Here is a 21,324-nt window from a genome sequence, read left to right as displayed (position 1 = left end):
CTTTCTACTCAATACTTAAGAAAAGTGATTGGTTTTTAAACTTTGATGAAATCGCCCTGGATAAATCAGTTCAAAAATAATTTCTTAATTCTTCCTTAAGGTTTGATCTTTATACTTAACTATGAACTAATAGGGAGCCCGGATGCTATGCGTGTATTAATTATAGAAGACAGCGTTTTTAATGCATTTTGCTTATCTCGACTCTTGGAGTCAGCTATTACTCCAGTATCAATAGATGTAGTAAGTAATAGCCAAGATGCTTTGTCTTTTATAGATACTCATGCACCGGATTTGGTTATCATTGATGGTGAGTTGAATTTGATTGATGAGTTATCTACTCATGGTCCGCAACTTGCAGCGGTGATACTACAAAAATATCCTCATCTTCCTCTCATAGCATGGTCAGACTCTGAATTTATGCGCGGAGCTTTTGCTAAGGTTTTTATTCAATATAATCGCTTGGTTAATGAGTATAACACCTGGACTAAAACTGTAAGTCCAGAATGTATCCAAAAAACTTGGGCTTATTATTTTGATGAGTCAGTCGGAAAAAAACAGCAAGCATTTTCACATGTATCTCATGCTAAAAGACAGGCTGCTATTATCTAGATTTACATATCGTAGATCTGAATTATTTCTGGGCAGCGATCAGCAAAGGCCTGAAATAAACGCTATAATTATAGTTATATAATACTGTTTCTGTGACAAATAGATAAATCTATTTTTTAAGGATATCGCAAATGATGGATTATGAGCGAATACAGGACCCTTCAGATCACAAACCACATAAAACACATAAAGCAACAAGAATTAGCGAAAAAGAAATGGACGATGATCTTGGTTCCTTAAGCCGAATGTTAAAAAAGACTAAAAATCATCAAAAACATAAGAATGCTCCTATAAAAGAGAGCATGCTTGATTTGGAGGTACAACCTATTAAGACAGAAGAAGCATTTTATGCAAAAAGTATTCTGCAAAATATTCTGGAAAGTACGATTGAGTATTCAATTGTAGCAACAGATTTGGATGGAAAAATAATTGTATGGAATCAAGGAGCTTACCGCAATTACGGGTACCATGCTACGGAGATGGAAAATAAGAAGAATATTTTAGACCTCCATAAGCCTGAGGACATTCAATCTGGAGCGGCTCAGAACTTCATGCAAAAAACATTGCGGGAGGGAAAAGCAGAAGAGGAATTTGAACGCCTTCGCAAAGATGGGTCGAATTTTATTGCCTCGGTCACTTTAGCATTACGCAGGGATAATGAGGGTAATCCTATCGGCTATGTTATGATTTCTAAAGACATTACTAAAGCAAAGCAAATTGAAAATCAACTGATTAAGACGAACGAAGAGTTAGAACAGTTTGCTTATATTGCATCACATGATTTAAAAGCTCCTTTGCGTGCAATTGAACGATTAGCTACCTGGATTGAAGAAGATAATATCGATAAGTTAGATGAAAAATCAAAGGAACATTTGGCATTATTACGTCAACGTACTTTGCGTCTGGCAAATTTAATTGATGGAATATTACAATATTCACGAGCTGGTCGTTTGGATTTAAATCTTGAGCTGGTAAATACCAAAGAAATTTTAAAAGAAATTATTGAAAATCTTAATCCAGATGGTCGATTTGAAGTACATTATCCGCAAAATATGCCGATTTTTAAAACAGCCAAGATTCCATTGATGCAGGTATTATCCAACTTGTTGGGTAATAGCATAAAGCATCACCATCGAAAAAAAGGCACGATTAAAATTGAGATTGAATCATTAGGTGCCTTTTATTTATTTACGATTAAGGATGATGGTCCAGGAATTCCCTCCGAGTTTTTTGATAAAATTTTTGTCGTTTTTCAAACTCTTAAATCTAGAGATGAGTTTGAATCTACAGGTGTTGGCCTGAGCATAGTGAAAAAAATTGTTGAATCTCAGGGAGGGCGAGTTATGGTTCAATCACAGGTGGAGCGAGGAACTACAATGTCATTTACTTGGCCTAAGCAGATCCGAAAATAAGATTTGCGCTCTTCATTAAACATCGATTAGAAATAGCAACAGGCGCTATTTCGCTTTTTTGTTAGGAAATTCAAGCAGATTCCAATAACGATGTAATGATGAAATTACTTCCATAAAGTCTGAGATTTGAAATGGTTTTACAATATAGCCAGCAGCGTTCAAGTTATATGCATCTATTTTATCCTGTTCACTATTTGAGGTAGTAAGAATAAAAACCAGCAGTGATTTTAATTTTTTATGGGTTCGAAGATTTTTCATAAATTCTATGCCATTCATTTTAGGCATATTGATATCAAGAATAATTATTTTGGGCGTGGGTTTTAATTTTTTTTCTCCATTTACGCCTAATAATTTGTTTAAGGCGTCTATCCCGTTGGTCGCCACATGCAATGGATTATCGATGTTATTTTTTTTAAAAGTTCGTTGCATGTCTTTGATATCAATTTCATCGTCATCCACAAGCATAAAATTAATGGATTTATCTAATTGATACATAATTTTTATTCCCTATCTCTGCGTAATATAGATTATAGGCAATAAAGTTTGTATTTACACATAATGATCTTTTATTGGTACTATAATTAATGTATGAATCGATACAAATAGGATAAGTCTTCTTAGAAACTATTTCCTGGTAACCGTGATTTATGGGCTATTTAAAGCACAGGAACGCGGTAGGAGAATGATTATGGAATCCCAAGGAAACACCGTTGATATTTTATATATCGAGGATGATATTGTTGATGTTGAGGGTGTAAAACGAGTATTTAAAAAACTAAAAGAGTCGTGTGCTATTGAAGTTGCTTTAAATGGTGAAGAAGCATTAAACAAATTATATGGACGTCAGGGTCAAGAGAAAATTCATCCTAAAGTAATTCTTCTTGACATCAATGTACCTATAGTGAATGGGATTGATTTGCTGAAAATTATCCGTAAGGATCCTTCATTAGCGTTCACAGAAGTATTTATTTTGACAAATGCTTATACAAAAGAGGATAAGCTTGCGATCAAAGACTTAAATGTAAGAGGACAAATTATTAAACCTCTTGAATACGGCGATGCATTGAATATTTATTGGGCAACCCATCATGTATAAAATGAAGTGCCAATGCTTCATACCTCGCAACACCGCTACTTGTTCAGCACCTTACAAAAAAAATTTGATTGCTAGTATATGTTTAATGAGCCGCATCCCAATTAGCACCTGTACCAATAGAGACTACAAGTGGGACGGAAAGTTCCACCGTATGCTCCATTAATTCACGAATTATCTTTTTGCTTGATTCGATTTCTTTGGCATTTACTTCAAAAACCAACTCGTCATGAACTTGCATAATCATTTTTGTTGATGGATTTTTTTGCGCATTTTGCCATTTAGCTATGGATATCATCGCCTTTTTAATGATGTCTGCTGCAGTACCCTGCATCGGCGCATTGATTGCTGTTCGTTCTGCTGCCTTTTGGCGTATCATATTGCGTGCATTGATTTCAGGTAAATACAAACGTCTACCGAATAAGGTTTCTACATAACCGAGATGATGAGCTTGTTGTCGGGTGCGATTCATATATTCCAAAACTTTAGGATAACGTTGGAAATAGGTATCGATGTAATATTGTGCATCCTGACGTTCCACACCAATTTGTTTTGCCAGACCAAAAGCAGACATTCCATAAATCAAACCAAAATTGACTGCTTTAGCACGACGGCGTTGCTCGCTGCTGACTTCATCCAAGGGTGTTTCAAAAATTTCGCTGGCTGTTGCCGCATGAATATCCCAACCGTGCGCAAAGGCTTTTAACAGATTCTCATCTTGTGATAAATGCGCCATGATTCGTAATTCGATTTGCGAGTAATCTGCTGCAAGAATGAGGTTGTTTTCTGGAGCTATAAATGCAGTACGTATTAGCCGGCCTTCTTCACTTCGAATGGGTATATTTTGCAAATTGGGTTCACTAGAAGAGAGTCGACCTGTGGCAGTGACTGCCTGGTTGTACGATGTATGTACTCGGTGCGTCTGCGGATTAATTTTTCTAGGTAGGGCGTCAATATACGTAGAGACCAGTTTCGTTAGACTACGGTACTCAAGAATTACTGCAGCCAGACGGTAATCATAAGCGAGCTCTTGCAATACTGACTCTGCTGTAGAAGGTTGTCCTGTTGGTGTTTTTGCGATCACTGGCAGTTTGTGTGAATCGAAGAGGATTTCTTGTAATTGTTTTGGCGAGTTCAGGTTGAAGGGTCTGCCTGCTAATTGTAATGCTTCTTGCTCTAAGGCATTAATGCGCTCTTTTAAGCGGTTTCCATGCTTCTCTAATGTTACGGAGTCAATAAGCACTCCAAGTCGTTCCATATCAGCAAGCACCGTAACCAATGGCATTTCTATCTCATTGAATACATTTTGCACCGATTCAGGGATTAAAGGGAACAGTTTATTGTGAAGTTGCAGCGTAATCTCTGCATCTTCTGCGGCATAAGCGGCTGCTTTACCCACTGGAATTTGATCAAAACGCAGTTGTTTTGCTCCTTTTCCAGCAACATCTTCATAACTAATTGTTTTATGACCTAGATATTTTAAGGCCATTGAATCCATATCATGACGCCCAGAACTACTATTGAGCACATAGGATTCCAACATGGTATCATAGCAGATCCCTTTAAGATTGATGCCATGATTTTTCAATACTGAATAATCGTATTTGAGATTTTGACCGATTTTTTTTATTTTGGGGTTTTCTAAGATAGGTTTTAACGCGGTTAATACTTCTTCACGAATTAATTGTGTCGTTCCATCTGTATGTGTAAATGGAATATATACGGCTTTTCCTTCTTCGATCGCTAAAGAAATTCCGACGATTTCTGCAAGCATAATCTCAATGCTGGTTGTTTCTGTATCAATGCAAAATGCTTGGCATTGTTCCAGTTGATTGAGTAAATGATTTAATTGGTGGTTGGTTGTAATTAATTCAAAGGGAATGCTGGAAATACCAGGTTTGTTTGAGGATGTACTTCCTTTTTCTCCTAAAAGATCTTTAAGCCAGTTTTTGAATTCAAAGTGACGGGTTAACTCGATGAGTTGTTCTTTATTCATTGGTTTCGGCTTTAACTCACCCCAGCTTAGGGGTAAATCAACATCCGTTTTGATCGTCACCAATTTTTTGGATAATGGCAGTTGTGGAATGCCTGCACGCAAGTACTCGCCAATCTTACCATTAATTTCAGCTGCATGTTGGATGAGATTATCAAGCGTTTGATATTCTGTAAGCCATTTGGCAGCTGTTTTAGGTCCGCATTTCGTTATCCCGGGGATGTTATCTACACTGTCACCAACAAGTGTAAGGTAATCAATTATTTGCTCAGGTTTTATTCCAAATTTTTCTTTGACTCCGTCAATACCCATGATGGTATTACTCATGGTATTGATTAATGTGATGTGCTCGTTGACAAGCTGAGCCATATCTTTATCGCCGGTCGAAATGACTACCGAAACTCCTTGTTCGGTCGCCTGCCTTGCCAACGTCCCTATTACATCATCTGCTTCAACCCCATCGATAATCAATATGGGAAGTCCCATCGCTTCGAGTAGCTGGATCAAAGGCTCAAATTGAGAGCTTAACTCTTGGGGCATAGGTGGTCTATGCGCTTTATATTCTGGATACCATTCATCCCGAAATGTTTTCCCCTTGGCATCAAAGACTACTGCCAATTCTTCAGGTTGGTAGTCTTTAATGAGCTTTTTAATCATATTGGCTACCCCATAGATGGCACCTGTGGGTTGGCCTTTTGAATTAGTCAAAGGCGGTAGCGCGTGGAAGGCACGAAAGAAATAGGATGAGCCATCGATGAGAATCAAGGGGGATGTCATGGTTACTCTGCCTCTGCTTTGGCAAGTTGTTTCTTCAATGATTCAACTTGCTCCGAAAGTGCTTTAATGTTTTTGCGAATTAAAGGGATTCGATTGACACCTAGCTCATGTTGAATGGCAAGATCTTTAGGACGAGCGGGATTTCCTAAATAAACATTCCCTTCTTTTAAATGCTTGTTCGGAGGCACTCCTGTGCGAGCACCTAATACTACGCCGTCATCAATGCGTACATGGTCACTGACCCCAACATTGGCGGCAAAAATGACATGATTACCGGAAGTTGTACTTCCTGCTATGCCGGTAAAGCCGCATAAAATATTATGTTTACCTAATTTAACAGAATGGGCTACCTGGACCAGGTTATCAATTTTAGTCCCCTCACCAATAACAGTCGCTCCCATTGTGGCGCGATCTATAGCGGTATTTGCACCTATTTCTACATCATCTTCAATAATGACTCGCCCAATATGAGGGACTTTGAGGTGTTTTCCATCAACAAAGGTATAACCAAACCCATCAGAACCAATAACAGTAGAGGCATGAATTGTTACTCGGGAGCCAATTTGACAGGTATCATACACAGTGACATGAGAATGAATGGTGGTATGAGCGCCTAAAGTTACTTCACGACCAATATGAATATGGCTTTTTAAAATACAGTGATCACCAATAACACTACCTGCTTCAATCACTACATAAGGCCCTATAAATACATCGTTTCCTAATTGCACTCCTTCGCCAATGACTGCAGTAGGATGAATGCCAGGAATGATTTTTTGTGGGGGATTGAAATGATGCATCAGAGTTATAAAGGCTTTGAATGGATGCTTTACCTGTATTAATGGTTTTTGAGAAACAGTGATTTGTTCATTGACTAATATAGCAGCTGCTTGAGATGCTTCCGCCAATTTTACATTTTCATTACTGTCAGCAAACACTATGCTTCCGGGTATAATCTCATCAATAGGAGATAGCAAAGAAATTTTTATTGTGTCATCACCTATGACTACCCCTTGTACCTTATTTGCTATATCACGCAGTGAATAACTCATTTGTTGGCCTTTTTTTGTAAAATAGCTGATTATATACCCAAGAAACCTCCATTGCTATGTTTTAAACGACTTGATTGATTTGTTCGGAGTCTTCGAAAACGCGCATCATTATTAAGTGCTATTCAACTTGGAACAGTATGGCGAAACTTAACCCCGGCTATAATTTTGGACCTAATAGCTGAGTGATTCTTAAATGTTTTCTTACTCTGAATAAAATTTGGCAGAACCGATTAAACGGTAACGACATGAAGTATAGAAAAGTAGGTTTAAATCCTGTATAAAATTAGCCTGAATGCTCTGGAATTCATGATTAAAAATCAAAAGGATATGTATGTTGAAAAAAATAATAGCCTCAGGGTTTTGCGCGCTGTTTAGCGTAAATGTGTTTGCTGTAGTAGATCCTTATGCCCCAGTTTTACCCCAGGTTTGGTCATCAATTATTATTGTAAGTGGAGGACCCGCATGGTCTGATCCAGGGAAGGATCAATATCTTTACCCGTTTCCACCTCCACAAAATAACTTATATCATGCTGATTCAAAGTCCGATTGGTTAGGCTCGGGTGAATTATTTTTTGGGCTACAGCATTTTATTGGTGCAAGCAATGTGATTGCCCAATTCGGACTCGGTGTGGCTGCTGCGAGTGATGCGAGTCTTTCAGGAACCGTTTCTGTTGATGGTGTTCCCGATGTTTATACCTATAGCTATAAGGTGAGTCATGTGCGTGCAGAGTTTAAAGGAAAACTCATTGCCTGCGGTTTTCAAGCCATTCAGCCTTATTTAAGTGGAAGTTTTGGTGTAGGTTGGAACCATGCTCATGATTGGCTTCCTACTACAGTTGATCCAGTTCTGTATCCAACCTACTGGTTTACTACCGCCAGTACGGTAGCTTTTTCATATACAGTTGGGCTAGGGGTGCAAAAAATGTTAACTCCCAACTGGCAAGTAGGCGTGGGGGCTGAATTTGCAGATTGGGGTAAAAATTATTTGGGCGGTGATAGCGCTACGCTGGATAAAGGCCCCGGTATGCCCCATTTGTATACCACGGAATTATTGTTTAGTGTGGGTTATATGTTTTAGGTAGCTGGGAGGCACAAATGCAAAAGCCTGGAACTGCCCGGCTGCTTGCCAGCAACTTACTCTTGTGCGTCTCTCACTGAAAAGCCATATTTGACTTCCCCCCAAAGATTTGCAGCTTGCGATTAAGAAGTAATCGCAAGCAACCAGGCTCGTTCTTTATTTGACATATCTACGTAGTATCAAGGCGACGTTGGCGCCTCCAAAGGCAAAATGATTGGATAATACGATATCAATAGTTTTTTTACGTGCTTCATTAGGCACATAATCTAAGTCACAGTCAGGATCTGGAGTTTCTAAGTTAATCGTGGGTAATAACAAATCATGTTGTAGACTTAGTGATGTGGAAATGACCTCCATGACCCCAGATGCTCCTATTGCATGGCCAATCATTGATTTTTGTGCAGTAACCGGGATCTCATAGGCCCTTTCACCAAATATTGATTTAATCGTTTGTGTCTCAATTTTGTCATTTAAGGGTGTTCCGGTACCATGGGCTTTGAGGTATTGAACATCGCGCGGTGATAATTTTGCATCATCTAATGCCCCCTGAATCGCACGTTGCTGTCCTTCTGAAGAAGGCGCGGTAATATGAAATGCATCACAGCTGGAACCAAAACCAATAATTTCTGCGAAAATAGTCGCTCCTCGCGCTCTGGCGTGATTTAATTCTTCAAGAATTAAAATTCCAGCCCCTTCTGCCATTACCATCCCCTCACGATTCAGATCAAATGGACGGCAGGCTTTTGTAGGCGTTTCATTATTGGTAGACATCACCTTTAATTTACACCAAGCGGACATCATCGATTCCCAAAGAGGCGATTCTGTCCCGCCACAGACAGCAGTGGAGAGTCTGCCATTAGCGATTTGTTGGTAAGCAGAGCCTATGGCCTCAGCTGAGGAAACACAAGCATTAGATATAGTTGAATTAGGTCCACCCAGGCCAAATGCGATGGCAATAAAATTGGCAATGGAGTTTGACATTCCTCGGATTACCGTCAGCGGTTGCATTTTTTTCCAATTGTCATTGAAGAAAAATTTATAACTGGCCTCTGATTCAGGATATCCGCCCATACCAGTCCCTATAAAAGTTCCTGCTTTACTGAGTTCATGAGGAGTCAGCCCGGATTGTTCTATAGCGTTATGTGTACAATAGAGTGCGAATTGAGCGGCCCGTGGATAACGTTTATTTTTGTTAAGCTCTGGAAGATGTTCCAGTGAGAAATCCGTAATTTCACCTGCTATTTGTGTTGGATACAAAGAAGGATCATAACTCTGAATCCGTTTTATTCCGCATTGCCCTTGTTTTGCCGCTTCCCAGAATTTGTTTAAGCCTGTTCCTATGGAAGAGGTTATTTCCATGCCGGTTATAACAACCCTTTTTTTCATCAATGATCCCTTTTATTTTTAATATGAGAAACGCTCTTTATGCAAGCTGAACGAACGATTTTGAGATAAATAGTTGTTCCGTCTTTTTTAGCTCAATACTAAAGGCGGGGTTTAAATTCTGTCAAGCTCTATATGAAGAGGTCCACTTTAAGGAATGGTTATCCACACGGTCATTAATTTAATGATTTTTGTTATTCTCGCGCAGGCGGTAATTCATTTTTATAGTGGTAGTGTGCTTCTCTAGAAATGGGTTCCCGCCTTCGCGGGAACGATTGTTCTTTTTCTAGGATGTCAGCATTTCGGTTCAGCTCACTACTTAGATACCAACGGTGTTCAAGGGTTTTGTTTTGGTTTAATTAGTTTTTGCAAATCGTAGAGGCTAATCTCCCAATAATCACATGAATTTTGAGTTAGAAAACCGAGGCGTGTATATAGATTAAGGGCTTTTTGATTGTGCGTTTCTACATCAAGATTGAGATCAGGTTTGCCTTCGCTTAAAGCATAATTAATGCAATGAGAAATTAAGGCCGTCCCCAAACCTTTACCTTGGCGAATTGGTAACACGGCGATATCAGAGAGTGTTGCGCCATGGTTTTCCCAACGTATGTGTGCTTTTCCTACGAGATGATTGTCTTCAAATGCGAGTATTATTTGATAGGCTCTATCACTAAGAATGTGTTCAAAACGAGGAACTAATTCTGCTTGCGTTTTGAAGAAACATGCTTCATCTAAAACGCAAAGCAATGGAATATCCTTTTCTGTAGCAGTACGGTACACTAGATTTTTTTTGTAATCTAGTAATGGCTTTAAATCATGTCGTTCCATATAGTATTCACTATGCAGATACGAAAAACCAAGTTCAGGTAACCATGGGCTATTGATATGAGCAGGACTAGAAAAAATTAATTTTAGAAAGCCTTGTTCTTGTACGAGAGGCAATATATTGCGTAGCAATTTTTTGGCAATGCCTTTCCTGCGATAATTCGGGTGAACAAGCAGTGAAACTTCAACTGCATCCTCGTAAAAGAAAAAAACACTTAGGAAGCCGATTAATTTTTTTTTGTCATAATTCAGCACGAGCGTAGGTAAATTTCTTTTTTGTATGAGTAAGTGGGTATATAAATTAGGCACGCTGCCGTCTTTTTTTTTGCAGACGGTTTTTAATTGTTCCAGATCTTTGAGCTGATCTTTATTAAGTTGATTTGTTTTACTAAGCATAATTGATAATAAATTATTATTCGTTTTTTTAAAGGATAGCCTGTTTTAGATTAATTTGCTCTTATTTATGTCTAATTTATTAAAAATGTAAATTTAAGACTGCAACTATAATTTCCAAAATGATTAAGACGATAATGATAATCTCCAAATTATGGCCATGTCGATTGTCTAAATACCCATTAAACATGTCAAAGATTTCATTTAGAGTATCCAGACGATGATTGATCGCGTTGACGCGTCTTTGAATGTGTAAGTAACGTTCCAACATAGTAAAGTGCTCTTCTAAGGTTGGATGCTGCCAAAAATATTTGGGATGATAAAGGAAATTACTAATTAAATTCATTTCACTTTTAGCGCCGAGGATTTCTCCAATAATTTGTTGTATTTGAGTACGGCTAATTTCCATTTCACCTGTATGCGAAAGCATTTGGATCATAGGATTGTATTTATCAATTAGCGCATCAATAATTGTTTCAAAATATTGTAATTTGACTGATTGGGAAAAACCATAAGATAGACTGAGTTTGAGCTCATCACTCTCATCTTCTATAGTCAGGCAATCCACATCGAAAAAATCATGTGGTTCTATAGTTGTTTTGTCACTGAGTTGATAATGGAATTCATCATGCACCAAAAGGGTTACTGGTTTATCAACCAGCTGCTTGATGGTACTTAGATAATCATTAATTTGATAACGTTTGATTCCCCAGGAAACCACAGTGCCATTTTTAAAAACGAAAATTGTATGGTCTTTGTTGTGGTTCGCACTTAACTTGAGAACATCTCGAGTCTTTAATGAGGTAAAGTCAGTTGAAGCATTTTTAAAATGACTGTCGACACGTGTTAAATCAATTGATTTGGCAATACAAAAACTTAAGCATTCCATGATGGTAATAATCCGCGAATAAAAGCTATTTTCTATGATGGTAATAGATACATATGCTGTATCTTATTAATCAATATTTAAGATCAGATACAGCATTTTACAAATTTATAATAATTATCTCAACTTTAACTATTATACATCATTCTATAGTTTCACGCGCTTGATAAGTTTTTTTTCGGTCGGTTGCCCCACATAACCATTTCGGACAAACTTCTAAAATCTCGGCGATCCGGTTAAGTTGTTCGGCTGCAGGAAGTATGTGCCCAAAGATTAACGAGTTTGCTAAGTGACGTGAAATACCAAATACTTTAGCTACGGCTTTGACTTTTTCAGTTAAATCCTCTGGAAAGTCCAACGAAGCCAACTCGCGATTGAAGCGTTGCGAAAATACTTTACTGTTCATTTTCTCACTCCATGAAAAAATAATATTCAGCATCATGCTGACCCATCCTAGATACCCGTCAATCCTTGAATCAGGTAAAAGAGAGTTATAACTCATTTTTTTTTAATAGCAAAGACTTTTTTAGCGTGGAATCAATTAGTTATTATTTACTCGCCATAATGATAACTAGTTGACCAATTGCTGCTTAGAATCAGCAACAATTCCTAAGGAAAATGGGAGCGTATTTGAAATGAGGGCGCGATCAGATCATGAGATGTCAATAGAAAAAGGTGATACATCTTCTTCTTCTTCCTCAAACGTATCTTTAACTTCAATAAAAGGTACTCTAAAATTTGATAATGTATTTTTTGGAATCAAAGAAATTTCTTGGAAAAACTTGTTCTTTCTTTGGTATTCATTAGCAAGAGAAAACCCAAACACATTGAAAATACTTAAAAATGCTGCGAGAAAACTGTAAAAAGCAGATTTAATTTGCACATCACTTGCGATGGCGGTTTGATGTTCAGAGCAAATAAATTGTAGTTTTTTTTCAAATTTTGAATGTTCTTGCAGTTGTTTTATAGGCGATAACTTAAAATACTGGTTAACTAATAAGGATAGTTTGGCTAGCGCATTTTCTAATTCTGTAGCATAAGGATTATTATTAACTTTTAATTGTTCTACTGTGGTCTCGATCATTTCTAATTTTTTCCGAACGACTTCCTTGGTATCAATAACATTTTCTTTCAAATACCAATTATAGGTGACTGTGAGTACATGAAATGCGAGCGCTTTATGTCTCAGATCCGACCAGGATAATTCACGGGAAAACGAATCCAGTACTTCTGCAAGGTAAGGATGTACTTTAATTCCACGAACTGCAACGCGTACTGTGTCATCGATAGATGTCATGAATTTATCGGGTTCAAGGCTATTTTTTCTTTTAGTGGCATGATCATATATTGCAAAAGCCGATGCAGTTAGATTTCTTTTATTCTTCACATCAAAAGGGCTTTGTAAATAATGTATTAATGCAGTTCTGAAATTTTGGATTAAAGTTTGAGACATTAATAAATGAACACTTAGGTTTTATTTGGGCAAGTGTAGCAAATAATTTTTACTTGGTTAACAAAAAATACAAAAAGAGTAAAAAAATATCTGCTCAAATCTAAGAGAGAAAAGATTACGTTTAATTCATTGATAGTTCATGCATTCTGACCCCATTTATAGAGGCTATTTCCGATCAAAATGAGAATTAATTTATAAATTTTTACACTATTCGTATGAAATAGGGTATAATGGCGGACTGAAATTAATCAGAACAGTTGTTTTATTTTTAGACAATCTCTTGTTTTTTGTTCTTTGCAGTGATTTAAGGATAATAAAATCATTACAGAGAATATTTATTTCAAATTAGGAGTTAAAACAGAATGATGAAAGTAGCCTCGGTAATATTGGGTTTGGTTTTAACTGGTTATGCTTTTGCAGACAATCCTAAAGAAATAGCAACTCATAAAGTGACTCTAGCTGGTTTGCAACCGGGAGAAGGACGCTTTATTCGTAGTGATGTATTTGAGAATGACAAGTTTCAATCCGGTTCTTATTTTTGTGCTGGCGCTGATAGTGTCTTGTACGATATGCAGTATGTATTTTCAAAAAGCCATGAGCCATTTCATGCTGAACATTTAATTAAATTTTCAATATGCCAAGACGAAACGATGGCTCAATGCCAAGAGTTTGCTACAGATAAATATTTTACCTTTAGAAACCTCGATGGATATTTGCAAAATGATAGCACCAAATCAACTGTGGATGTTTCTCCATTAAAAGTTGTTTATCAATCTTGCGAACCTAGTGCTGATATGGATGAATTGGTTAAAAAATCAATTTATGAAAATGATCGCCGTTTTTCACATGTAGGGTAATAATCCTTCTTTAGTTTCAAGTGTACTCCGGGAATTTTCAATGGATTACGATTCTCGGGTTGCGCTTCATTCAGGCTTTTTGTTTTTTTGCATCAATTGAATTCCAAATCTAATTGGTTAATTTTTTGCAAAACTCATCCCTTTTTTGCCTGCAATTCATGTATTAGTGGTTAAATAACGCCCAATTTAAAAGTATCCATGTAATAATTTGGAGGAACAGTGAATGAAAAAAATGAAAGTATTAGGATGTTGTTTATTATTAATGCTTGCATTGGATGCATACTCCTACCAAACTCGGGAAAGTAAAATATACAATGATAAAGGTCAGCTTGTTCATATAGACGGTCTATCATGGTCTGGATTTCAGGACACCAATGTGTTTCAAGGCTTACAAAGTAATCCCTTTTATGCAATTCCCTCATTGAGTTCTAGCCCACGCGCTTATGGAATGATGAATTTGATCAGCAAGCCATGGGAGTTCCCAAGTTCAGGCGTAGATAAAAATTCAGCAGTGAGTTTTAAAACATTACGATTACCCATCCAGCCTGAAGTCCTTTATGATGATCAGCGTGAAGTTGATTTGAATAAGTGGCTTTCAGATAAAGCCGCTCCGAGTGCAGGAAATGGTTTATTTTGTAAAACATGGCAAAGTAATGGAAGTGCTTGTGAAAAAGCTGTGAGTCCGAAACAAGCATTCTGGACTGTTTTACAGGAGTTAAAAAAGAACAATATTAGAGTGATGATTGACATCCACCATCGCCATGGCTACGGTGATGCGATGCGAGATGGTACTGTGTACGATATGAATCGATATGAACAGGATATTTCTCTTTTAGCTACAGAAATAAAAAAACGCAACTTAGACAATGTACTGGGCATTGATATTTTTAACGAACCTTATCGTTTAAATTGGTTTAAAATGCATGACGCTCAAGTACCTTGGACAAAAGTCATAGCAACAGCCGCTAATGCAGTACAAAAAAATAACCCTAATTTGTTGCTCTTTGTGGAAGGCCCTGATTCAGGAAATGATGACGCAAACAATCCTGTAATTTGTGTCCCTAAATCACAGATCGTGAATGATAATGGATACAGTCACGCTCCGGATCCGGCTTTATGTGGCACTTTAGATCGGGTGTTCTTTAAAGGGAATTGGGGAGAGGATTTCAAGCCCTTACTCAATGAACAACAGGCTAAAAATGGAATTGCTGTATTTGATAAGGATAAATTTAAAAAAGAATTAGTCAACCAGGGAATAAATCAGACTGCATTGCAATGGTTGTTGGGTGATGCACAAGCGCAAAACGGTCATATCGTTTTTTCACCGCATGTATATCCTGCTGAGGTCGCCGGTTGGGAGACAGCGCCCGGAAATCCAAGCCAATTACGTTTCGATTGGTCATGGGGATTTTTATACAAAGCAGGTTATCCGATCGTGCTTGGTGAGGCATCATGGAACACTGCAAAAGGTAAGGCATTCTTTACCAATGCGCTTATGCCTTATTTGCAAGCGAACATGGAAACTAACAACATCTTCTTCTGGGCGATTGGCTATCTTGGAGATACGGTAAGCGCGATTGATCCTAATTCTGGTGAGCTCAATTTAGATGTGCAGCAAACATTAAAAAATTATTTTGATGATATTTAAAAAATGGAGCCTGGGTTAAGCTGCGCTTTACCCAGGTTACTTTAATTCAGAGGCTTACTCGCTACCCACACAATGATGACAGGTAAAAATGTTTTGAGGGTCGTATTTGTGTTTTATTTGCAGCAATTTAGGATAATTGCTACCCCATAAAGCCGATTGCCAATTTTTAATAAAATAATCTGCTTCATTTGGATAAGTACCGGAGTGGGGACTTAAGGTTTGCAGGAGAGCCATTGCCTTATTGGCTTGCTTAATTTCTTCTTTAGCTTTAATTAAATCCGGTTTATGTCCAGCAACATTGGCGTAAGTATTTTCTTGGCCTCCAGAAATAATGGCTAGGGCTGCCGCATTAAGCACCTCTGGGTGCATCGCAGTATTTTTTTGCCGTGCAAGAGCGTCTTGTGTTGCACCCGATAATCCTTTATTGAAATGAAGTGTAATTTCCGCAAAACGTGATGCATCAAAAAGTGTTTTGGCAAATGATGTTGAATGTTCATTAGTGAATAATGTAAACGGAAGATACATGGATAAATAATAGTTAATGTACATGGATACTTCAGATTGATTTGCGGCCCACCAAAACTCATCAGGAGACGCCTTTTTTCCTTTGTTAATCACAATCGCATCAGGGGTATTGGCAAGCAAATAATCAAAATCCCAATAGTGCCTTGCAGGGCGTGTTGCGCTATTGAGACTAAATTGATATTGCTCAGGTTTTCTTGCTAACCAATTAAGAAATGGTTGCCAAAGTTTGTCTACTTCGGATTTGCTTAAACCAGAAAAAGCCAGGGAGAAATTCATTTTATTATCAGGAGTTAAAGTAACTTGCTCTCCCCAATGCTCATTATTGAGATTGAGTTGATAAAAATGGATGAAATAATGAATAAGTTGTTGGTAAGCTGCATTGGATTTCGCAGTAATTGTTCCTTTAACTTTGCCAAATAATGTGGGAAGGTCATGGGTTTGCAATGTAATTTTACTGACAATGCCATACGTACCCCCGCCTCCGCCTTTTAATGCCCAAAATAGGTCTTGATTCTGGCAGGCATTAACCGTCCGAATTTCTCCATCTGCAGTAATAATCTCTGCCTCCAATACTCCAGCAGCACCGGTGCCAAATTTTTTGGAAAAACTACCGAATCCGCCTCCCTGAATAAATCCGCCTGCCGCACCGACTGTTGCACAACCGCCTCCCTGTACGTAGCGGCCATTATTGGTAGTGACTTCCTTATAAACTTCTATCCATCGTGTGCCTGCCGCAACAGTGACTGCGGTTGTTGGTGCTTGGGTTTCAGGACATCCTTGAGGGATAAACTGATCTTGAAGCATCACCTTACGCAAGTGATGAGTCCAGATTAAGAGTGAATTCGGTGCGTTGGAACGGCCAAGATAATCATGCCCAGTTCCTTTTACTACCAGTTTAATTCGATGTTTACGTGCAAAATTAACTGCAGCAGCTATTTCTTGAGCATTTTCAACTGCAACCACATAAGAGCTCACCGCAGTTTGCCAGGCATCGACCCAACCATTGGATTGAGTCGCCCCAGCTTGTGATTCAATAAAATAAGGGTTTCTTAGCTCATGAAGAACCTTTTGGCAGGAAGTGCTCTTGGCGTTTTTAACACAAGGAGATAAAGGGGATTGTCCGCGCAGTAAATGCCCATTGACTTGTTTGTTTAACTCGTCCCATTGCGCTTGAGTTGGCCAACAGGGTTGATTTGGGAAACAATATTCAGAAGCCCCATTGCACATGGAACTCATGAATAGAAAACATACCATCATCCATAATTTCATGAATCATCTTCCAGACTATTATCAATTTTGAATTCTTAATCCCGGGTTACACTCCGTTTCACCCAGGCTACCAAGGTGAGGTAGTGTTACATTGGTTTCACATTCCATGCAAGACAATTCCATGTCTCAGAGGGCTCTTTATTTTCAAAGACACACAATGCACCGGTCGCGACTTTGATCCCAAATTGCGTACTGAATGTTGCAAAATCACCAGTTAAATAAGGTGCAAAGCGGGCAATTCCATTGCTTGTAACGACCAGACATGTTTTTCCAGGGTATTCTTTACGAATACGCGTGGAAAAATCCATCCAATTTTGAATCAGCAAAGCAGGATCTACGTTCCAACCTGCAGGCACTATGGCTTGTGATTCCCATGCATTCATAGCTTCTTTACCAAGGCGCGCCACAACATGTTCTTCGGGTTGATTTTCATCAGGCCCATAATCGATCTCATTAAAAATGGCCAGTGTTTCAATGGGTAAATTTGTTCCCATAGTACTTTGTGCTTGTTCTGCAGTTTGTATGGCTCGTTTTAGCTTCGAAGTGAAGATGACATCAGGAATAAGCTCATTATTTTTGAGATATGTGCCTAGTTTTTGTCCTTGGTTCAAGCCACTATCAACAAGCGGTAAATCAGTAGTACCGACTCTGCGAACAATATCACCTGGCGCAAAAGTATTTCCATGGCGGGCAACCAGTAATCGTGTCGTCATAGTTACATCCTTTTTAATAGTTCGCCGTGTTGGGCAATCAGCGCTTCCGCTCGTACTATATCTTCTGGGCTATCAATGCCTGACATACTGGCACGACCTTTATAGTCAACGGGAATGCAACGAAGAGTATAACCATTTTCCAAGATACGTAATTGTTCCAATCCTTCCATTTTTTCAAATTTACCCTCTGGCAAACTAATGTATTGTTTGAGCATATCTCGCGAATAACCATACAAACCAATATGACGAAATACAGGGCTTTTATCACTTTTTTGACGTAATTCCTTTTCGTTGCGTATGGCAGGAATAATGTTTTTGCTAAACCAAAAAGCGTTGCCAGTTTGTTCATCGAATACGGCTGTAGTACCGCTAAAGGGAGTAATCAACTTATTTTGGCGCAAATCATCCAGCTGGTTCCAGGATAATTGAGTTACGGGGGTGACGGCGTCACAAGGAGACGTAGCAAAAGCATCGATTAATGCACGTAAAAAATCTGGTGGTGTTAAGGGGGCATCGCCCTGCATGTTTAAAATGAAATCCGGTTCACTCGTCAAAGACTGGATTGCTTGGGCGACGCGATCAGTTCCACTCGGGGCCTCTGGTGAGGTCATTACTGATGCAACACCTAATTCATTACAATGTTGGACAATTCGCTCATCGTCGGTTGCAACGACTACAGACACATTTTCTAATCCTTCGGCAGCCGCACAGGATAAGCGGACCACACGTTGTAACATCGTTTGCCCTTGAATCATTGCCAGCGGTTTTCCTGGTAAACGAGTTGAAGCATAACGGGCAGGAATTACAATGGCAGTGTGCATGGCTAAAATTATTCCAACAAAAAGGCCAATAATAGCCTAAATATGAGAGGGTTACTATAGAAGAATAATGTCACAATAATGTGGGTAAAAAATACACTCAAGGTTCTAACCTGGGCGAAGTGGCACCTGGGGATTTCATTGCGCTTATCCTTGGATTTGCTTTAAGGGTTAGGCGTTCTCATCAATCATTTTTTCTTTGCATCGCTGCAAAAAATATTGTGCGGGTGAGTCATTTGGATTATTTAATACGATTTGCTCAAGAAGATTTGCTGCATCGGCAAATTGTTTGGCTTCATAATGCTTCAATGCAGTCGTAAAAAGAGAAGCAGAATCCTTTTTCAATTGTATTTCGGTTAATGGGTTATGGTTAAAAACTTCATAAATTCTTATAGGCAAGCTTTTGCCTTTCACTTGCGTTAAACCTAAGCACCGTAAATTGTATTTTTCTTTTTGTTTTAATTCTTCATAGGTTTGTTCACCAATGACAAGTTCAATATTAAAATTTCTAGTTAATGATTCAAGTCGAGAAGCAATATTGACTGCATCACTAATTACACTGCAATCCATCCGTTTTTCAAAACCAACGGTGCCTACAATCAAATTACCGGTGTTTATCCCAATTCCTACGTTAATGGGTTTCAGGTTATCGCCTACACGGGTGGCATTGAAATCATCCAGGGCATCTAACATGTCCAATGCCGCAGCGACAGCATCATCGGCATTATTGAATAATGCCATAACGGCATCACCAATATATTTATCAATAAGACCAGAATTTTTAAAAATGGCTGGATCTAAATAACTCATTAGTTCGTTAAAAACAGTGAAAATTTCAACAGGAGATAAACGTTCAGCTAGAGAAGTAAACGATTTTATATCTAAAAATAAAACGGTCATGACTTTTTCAACACAATCGCCGAGCTTGATATCCGAAATATTTTTACGATTCAGCACTTTAAGAAAATCTTGAGGGACAAAGCGTGCTACAGCAATCGCATTTTGCTGGATTTCGACTAACTTATTAATCAGCTCTTCATTCAGGACTTTGACCCTTTGTTCAGCAATCTGCAAGTCTTGAAAGTACGAGTTAGTACGCACCATATAACGGACACGATATCCCAGTAGCGTTGGATTAATTGGCTTAGTGGTAAAATCAGTAGCCCCGGCCTGAAAGGCTTTATTAATGGATTCATAGTCTTCTAAACCAGTAACCATCATGATTGGAAGGAAAAGACAATCAGGTAATTTTCGAATCGCTGCACATACTTCAAAACCATTCATACCTGGCATTTCTACATCCAGCAAAATTGCATCAGGTTTAGAGGTTTTAAGTAGCGATAATGCGGCATCACCATTTTCGGCTTGAATGACTTCAAAACCTACTTTGATTAATGCATTGCAGGTAATTAGACGCATTGTAGCGCTATCATCCACAACCAAAATCACTGGATTTTCTTTTTCCATAGAAGAGCTACTCATATTTTGTGGTACAAATTTTTGTTAAATAACTTGCAATTTGCTCTAAACCAATGACCTGATCTACAGCATCCAATGATTGAGCTACCGCGCCCATTCCAAAAACGATGGAACTTTCCTGGTTTTGAATCAAGGTATGTCCATGGGCTTTTTTTAATTCCAATAAGCCTTCTGCCCCATCATCACTCATTCCGGTTAATAGAATTCCAATCGCTTTGTTTCCAGAAACTTTAGCAATGGATTGCAGCAATCGTGTAATCGAAGGACAAAAACCAGACACTGGAACCCCATCAACTAATTTACATATTAATTGTTCATGAAGACGTTCAATTTCCATATGCTGGTGTTCCGGAGCTACATATACTGTTCCTTTTTGCAATGGTTCATGATTTACTGCATTTTTTACTTTAAGACCCGTATTTTCTTCAAGCCATTGTGCAAATCCTCGAATAAAGCCAGGACTCATATGTTGAACCACCATAATAGGTAATGGAAAATCAGGAGTTAATTGCGAGAGAATCGTCTTTAATGCCATAGGACCGCCAACAGAAGCGCCTATCCCTACAATTTCGTAATTTATAATTTTAGCGTGTTCTGTTTTATTTTTTTTGCCTTCTTCAAGAGGCGAATTTTTCTTCAATGGTTTTTTGACAACGCGAATATCAGAGAGACTTCGCAGGGTATCTACGATGTGTTTCCTGCTTTCTTCAAAAGAAGGAGAAAATACATTAACGGGTTTTGCCAAAGCAGTTAACGCGCCTGCTTCAAGAATATGGAAGGTGGCATGGAGCGACTCATCATTCACCATGGAGCTGATTACCACAATGGGGGTCGGATTTTCAGCCATAATTATGCGAGTGGCTTCGAGTCCATCCATGATTGGCATTTGAATATCCATGGTAATGAGATCAGGTTTTAATTTTGCTGTTAAGTCAATTGCTTCTTTGCCATTTTTTGCAACACCAATGACTTGCATATCATTTTCAGATTGGATGATGTGTTGAATTAATGCGACTTCAGTTGGTGAGTCATCAACAATTAAAATTTTTATCATGGGTAAT

General features: G+C 38.4%; 19 protein-coding genes. 6 read left to right on the top strand and 13 right to left on the bottom strand.

Going from position 1 to position 21,324, the window contains the following annotated elements; all coding sequences use genetic code 11:
* The first annotated feature begins 147 nt into the window (after positions 1-147).
* Together DGG96_RS10665 and DGG96_RS10660 are read left to right on the top strand one after the other, a co-directional pair.
* On the top strand, positions 148-609 hold the full coding sequence (locus tag DGG96_RS10665) for a response regulator (protein ID WP_110142653.1): 462 nt from the start codon (positions 148-150) through the stop codon (positions 607-609).
* A 131-nt stretch (positions 610-740) separates the two neighbouring features.
* The gene (locus DGG96_RS10660) at positions 741-2,021 is read left to right on the top strand and encodes a sensor histidine kinase (RefSeq protein WP_233590583.1); all 1,281 of its coding nucleotides are present in this window, start codon (positions 741-743) and stop codon (positions 2,019-2,021) included.
* A gap of 45 nt (positions 2,022-2,066) precedes the next feature.
* On the opposite strand, the gene DGG96_RS10655 is transcribed toward DGG96_RS10660, so the two are convergent.
* Positions 2,067-2,516: a response regulator gene (locus tag DGG96_RS10655; protein ID WP_110142652.1), complete on the bottom strand. Its 450-nt coding sequence runs from the start codon at positions 2,514-2,516 to the stop codon at positions 2,067-2,069.
* Positions 2,517-2,709: 193 nt separating this feature from the next.
* Here DGG96_RS10655 and DGG96_RS10650 point away from each other — a divergent pair, with 193 nt between their 5' ends.
* Positions 2,710-3,117 carry a response regulator gene (locus tag DGG96_RS10650; protein ID WP_110142651.1) on the top strand — a complete coding sequence of 136 codons (408 nt, stop codon included), beginning with the start codon at positions 2,710-2,712 and terminating at the stop codon, positions 3,115-3,117.
* Between the two features lie 82 nt (positions 3,118-3,199).
* Here DGG96_RS10650 and polA read toward each other — a convergent pair whose 3' ends face one another.
* Together polA and lpxD are read right to left on the bottom strand one after the other, a co-directional pair.
* Entirely contained in the window at positions 3,200-5,884 is a 2,685-nt protein-coding gene (polA, locus tag DGG96_RS10645) for a DNA polymerase I (protein WP_110142650.1), read from the bottom strand.
* A 2-nt stretch (positions 5,885-5,886) separates the two neighbouring features.
* Positions 5,887-6,936 carry a UDP-3-O-(3-hydroxymyristoyl)glucosamine N-acyltransferase gene (gene lpxD / locus DGG96_RS10640; RefSeq protein WP_110142649.1) on the bottom strand — a complete coding sequence of 350 codons (1,050 nt, stop codon included), beginning with the start codon at positions 6,934-6,936 and terminating at the stop codon, positions 5,887-5,889.
* 331 nt (positions 6,937-7,267) lie between these two features.
* Between lpxD and DGG96_RS10635 the strand changes: the two genes are divergently transcribed.
* Complete coding sequence (locus DGG96_RS10635) at positions 7,268-8,014, top strand: outer membrane protein (RefSeq protein WP_110142648.1); 747 nt, start codon at positions 7,268-7,270, stop codon at positions 8,012-8,014.
* Positions 8,015-8,170: 156 nt separating this feature from the next.
* Here the strand turns inward: DGG96_RS10635 and DGG96_RS10630 are convergent, their stop codons facing one another.
* The 5 genes from DGG96_RS10630 to DGG96_RS10610 all read right to left on the bottom strand — a co-directional run bounded on the left by DGG96_RS10630 (position 8,171) and on the right by DGG96_RS10610 (position 12,954).
* Positions 8,171-9,400, bottom strand: a complete 1,230-nt coding sequence (locus DGG96_RS10630; RefSeq protein ID WP_110142647.1) for a beta-ketoacyl-[acyl-carrier-protein] synthase family protein — start codon at positions 9,398-9,400, stop codon at positions 8,171-8,173.
* 333 nt (positions 9,401-9,733) lie between these two features.
* Entirely contained in the window at positions 9,734-10,618 is an 885-nt protein-coding gene (locus DGG96_RS10625) for a GNAT family N-acetyltransferase (protein ID WP_110142646.1), read from the bottom strand.
* 79 nt (positions 10,619-10,697) lie between these two features.
* Positions 10,698-11,504: an RMD1 family protein gene (locus tag DGG96_RS10620; protein ID WP_110142645.1), complete on the bottom strand. Its 807-nt coding sequence runs from the start codon at positions 11,502-11,504 to the stop codon at positions 10,698-10,700.
* A 139-nt stretch (positions 11,505-11,643) separates the two neighbouring features.
* Complete coding sequence (locus DGG96_RS10615; protein ID WP_110142654.1) at positions 11,644-11,907, bottom strand: hypothetical protein; 264 nt, start codon at positions 11,905-11,907, stop codon at positions 11,644-11,646.
* A 246-nt stretch (positions 11,908-12,153) separates the two neighbouring features.
* The gene (locus tag DGG96_RS10610) at positions 12,154-12,954 is read right to left on the bottom strand and encodes a hypothetical protein (RefSeq protein WP_110142644.1); all 801 of its coding nucleotides are present in this window, start codon (positions 12,952-12,954) and stop codon (positions 12,154-12,156) included.
* Positions 12,955-13,316: 362 nt separating this feature from the next.
* Between DGG96_RS10610 and DGG96_RS10605 the strand changes: the two genes are divergently transcribed.
* Both DGG96_RS10605 and DGG96_RS10600 read left to right on the top strand, forming a co-directional pair.
* On the top strand, positions 13,317-13,811 hold the full coding sequence (locus DGG96_RS10605; protein WP_110142643.1) for a hypothetical protein: 495 nt from the start codon (positions 13,317-13,319) through the stop codon (positions 13,809-13,811).
* Between the two features lie 223 nt (positions 13,812-14,034).
* Entirely contained in the window at positions 14,035-15,459 is a 1,425-nt protein-coding gene (locus DGG96_RS10600; RefSeq protein WP_110142642.1) for a cellulase family glycosylhydrolase, read from the top strand.
* Between the two features lie 54 nt (positions 15,460-15,513).
* Here the strand turns inward: DGG96_RS10600 and DGG96_RS10595 are convergent, their stop codons facing one another.
* From DGG96_RS10595 to cheB, 5 genes are all read right to left on the bottom strand, one after another.
* Positions 15,514-17,253, bottom strand: coding sequence for an FAD-dependent oxidoreductase (locus DGG96_RS10595; protein WP_110142641.1), 1,740 nt, complete (start codon positions 17,251-17,253; stop codon positions 15,514-15,516).
* 86 nt (positions 17,254-17,339) lie between these two features.
* Positions 17,340-17,966: a histidine phosphatase family protein gene (locus tag DGG96_RS10590; protein WP_110142640.1), complete on the bottom strand. Its 627-nt coding sequence runs from the start codon at positions 17,964-17,966 to the stop codon at positions 17,340-17,342.
* A gap of 2 nt (positions 17,967-17,968) precedes the next feature.
* On the bottom strand, positions 17,969-18,787 hold the full coding sequence (gene kdsB, locus DGG96_RS10585) for a 3-deoxy-manno-octulosonate cytidylyltransferase (RefSeq protein ID WP_110142639.1): 819 nt from the start codon (positions 18,785-18,787) through the stop codon (positions 17,969-17,971).
* Between the two features lie 168 nt (positions 18,788-18,955).
* On the bottom strand, positions 18,956-20,251 hold the full coding sequence (locus DGG96_RS10580; RefSeq protein WP_110142638.1) for a response regulator: 1,296 nt from the start codon (positions 20,249-20,251) through the stop codon (positions 18,956-18,958).
* A gap of 7 nt (positions 20,252-20,258) precedes the next feature.
* Positions 20,259-21,317 carry a chemotaxis-specific protein-glutamate methyltransferase CheB gene (cheB, locus tag DGG96_RS10575; RefSeq protein ID WP_110142637.1) on the bottom strand — a complete coding sequence of 353 codons (1,059 nt, stop codon included), beginning with the start codon at positions 21,315-21,317 and terminating at the stop codon, positions 20,259-20,261.
* Positions 21,318-21,324: the final 7 nt, after the last annotated feature.

Source organism: Legionella qingyii, from assembly GCF_003184185.1.
Note: the sequence above shows the minus strand (reverse complement) of the source record. Positions and strands in the feature narration are given on the sequence as shown.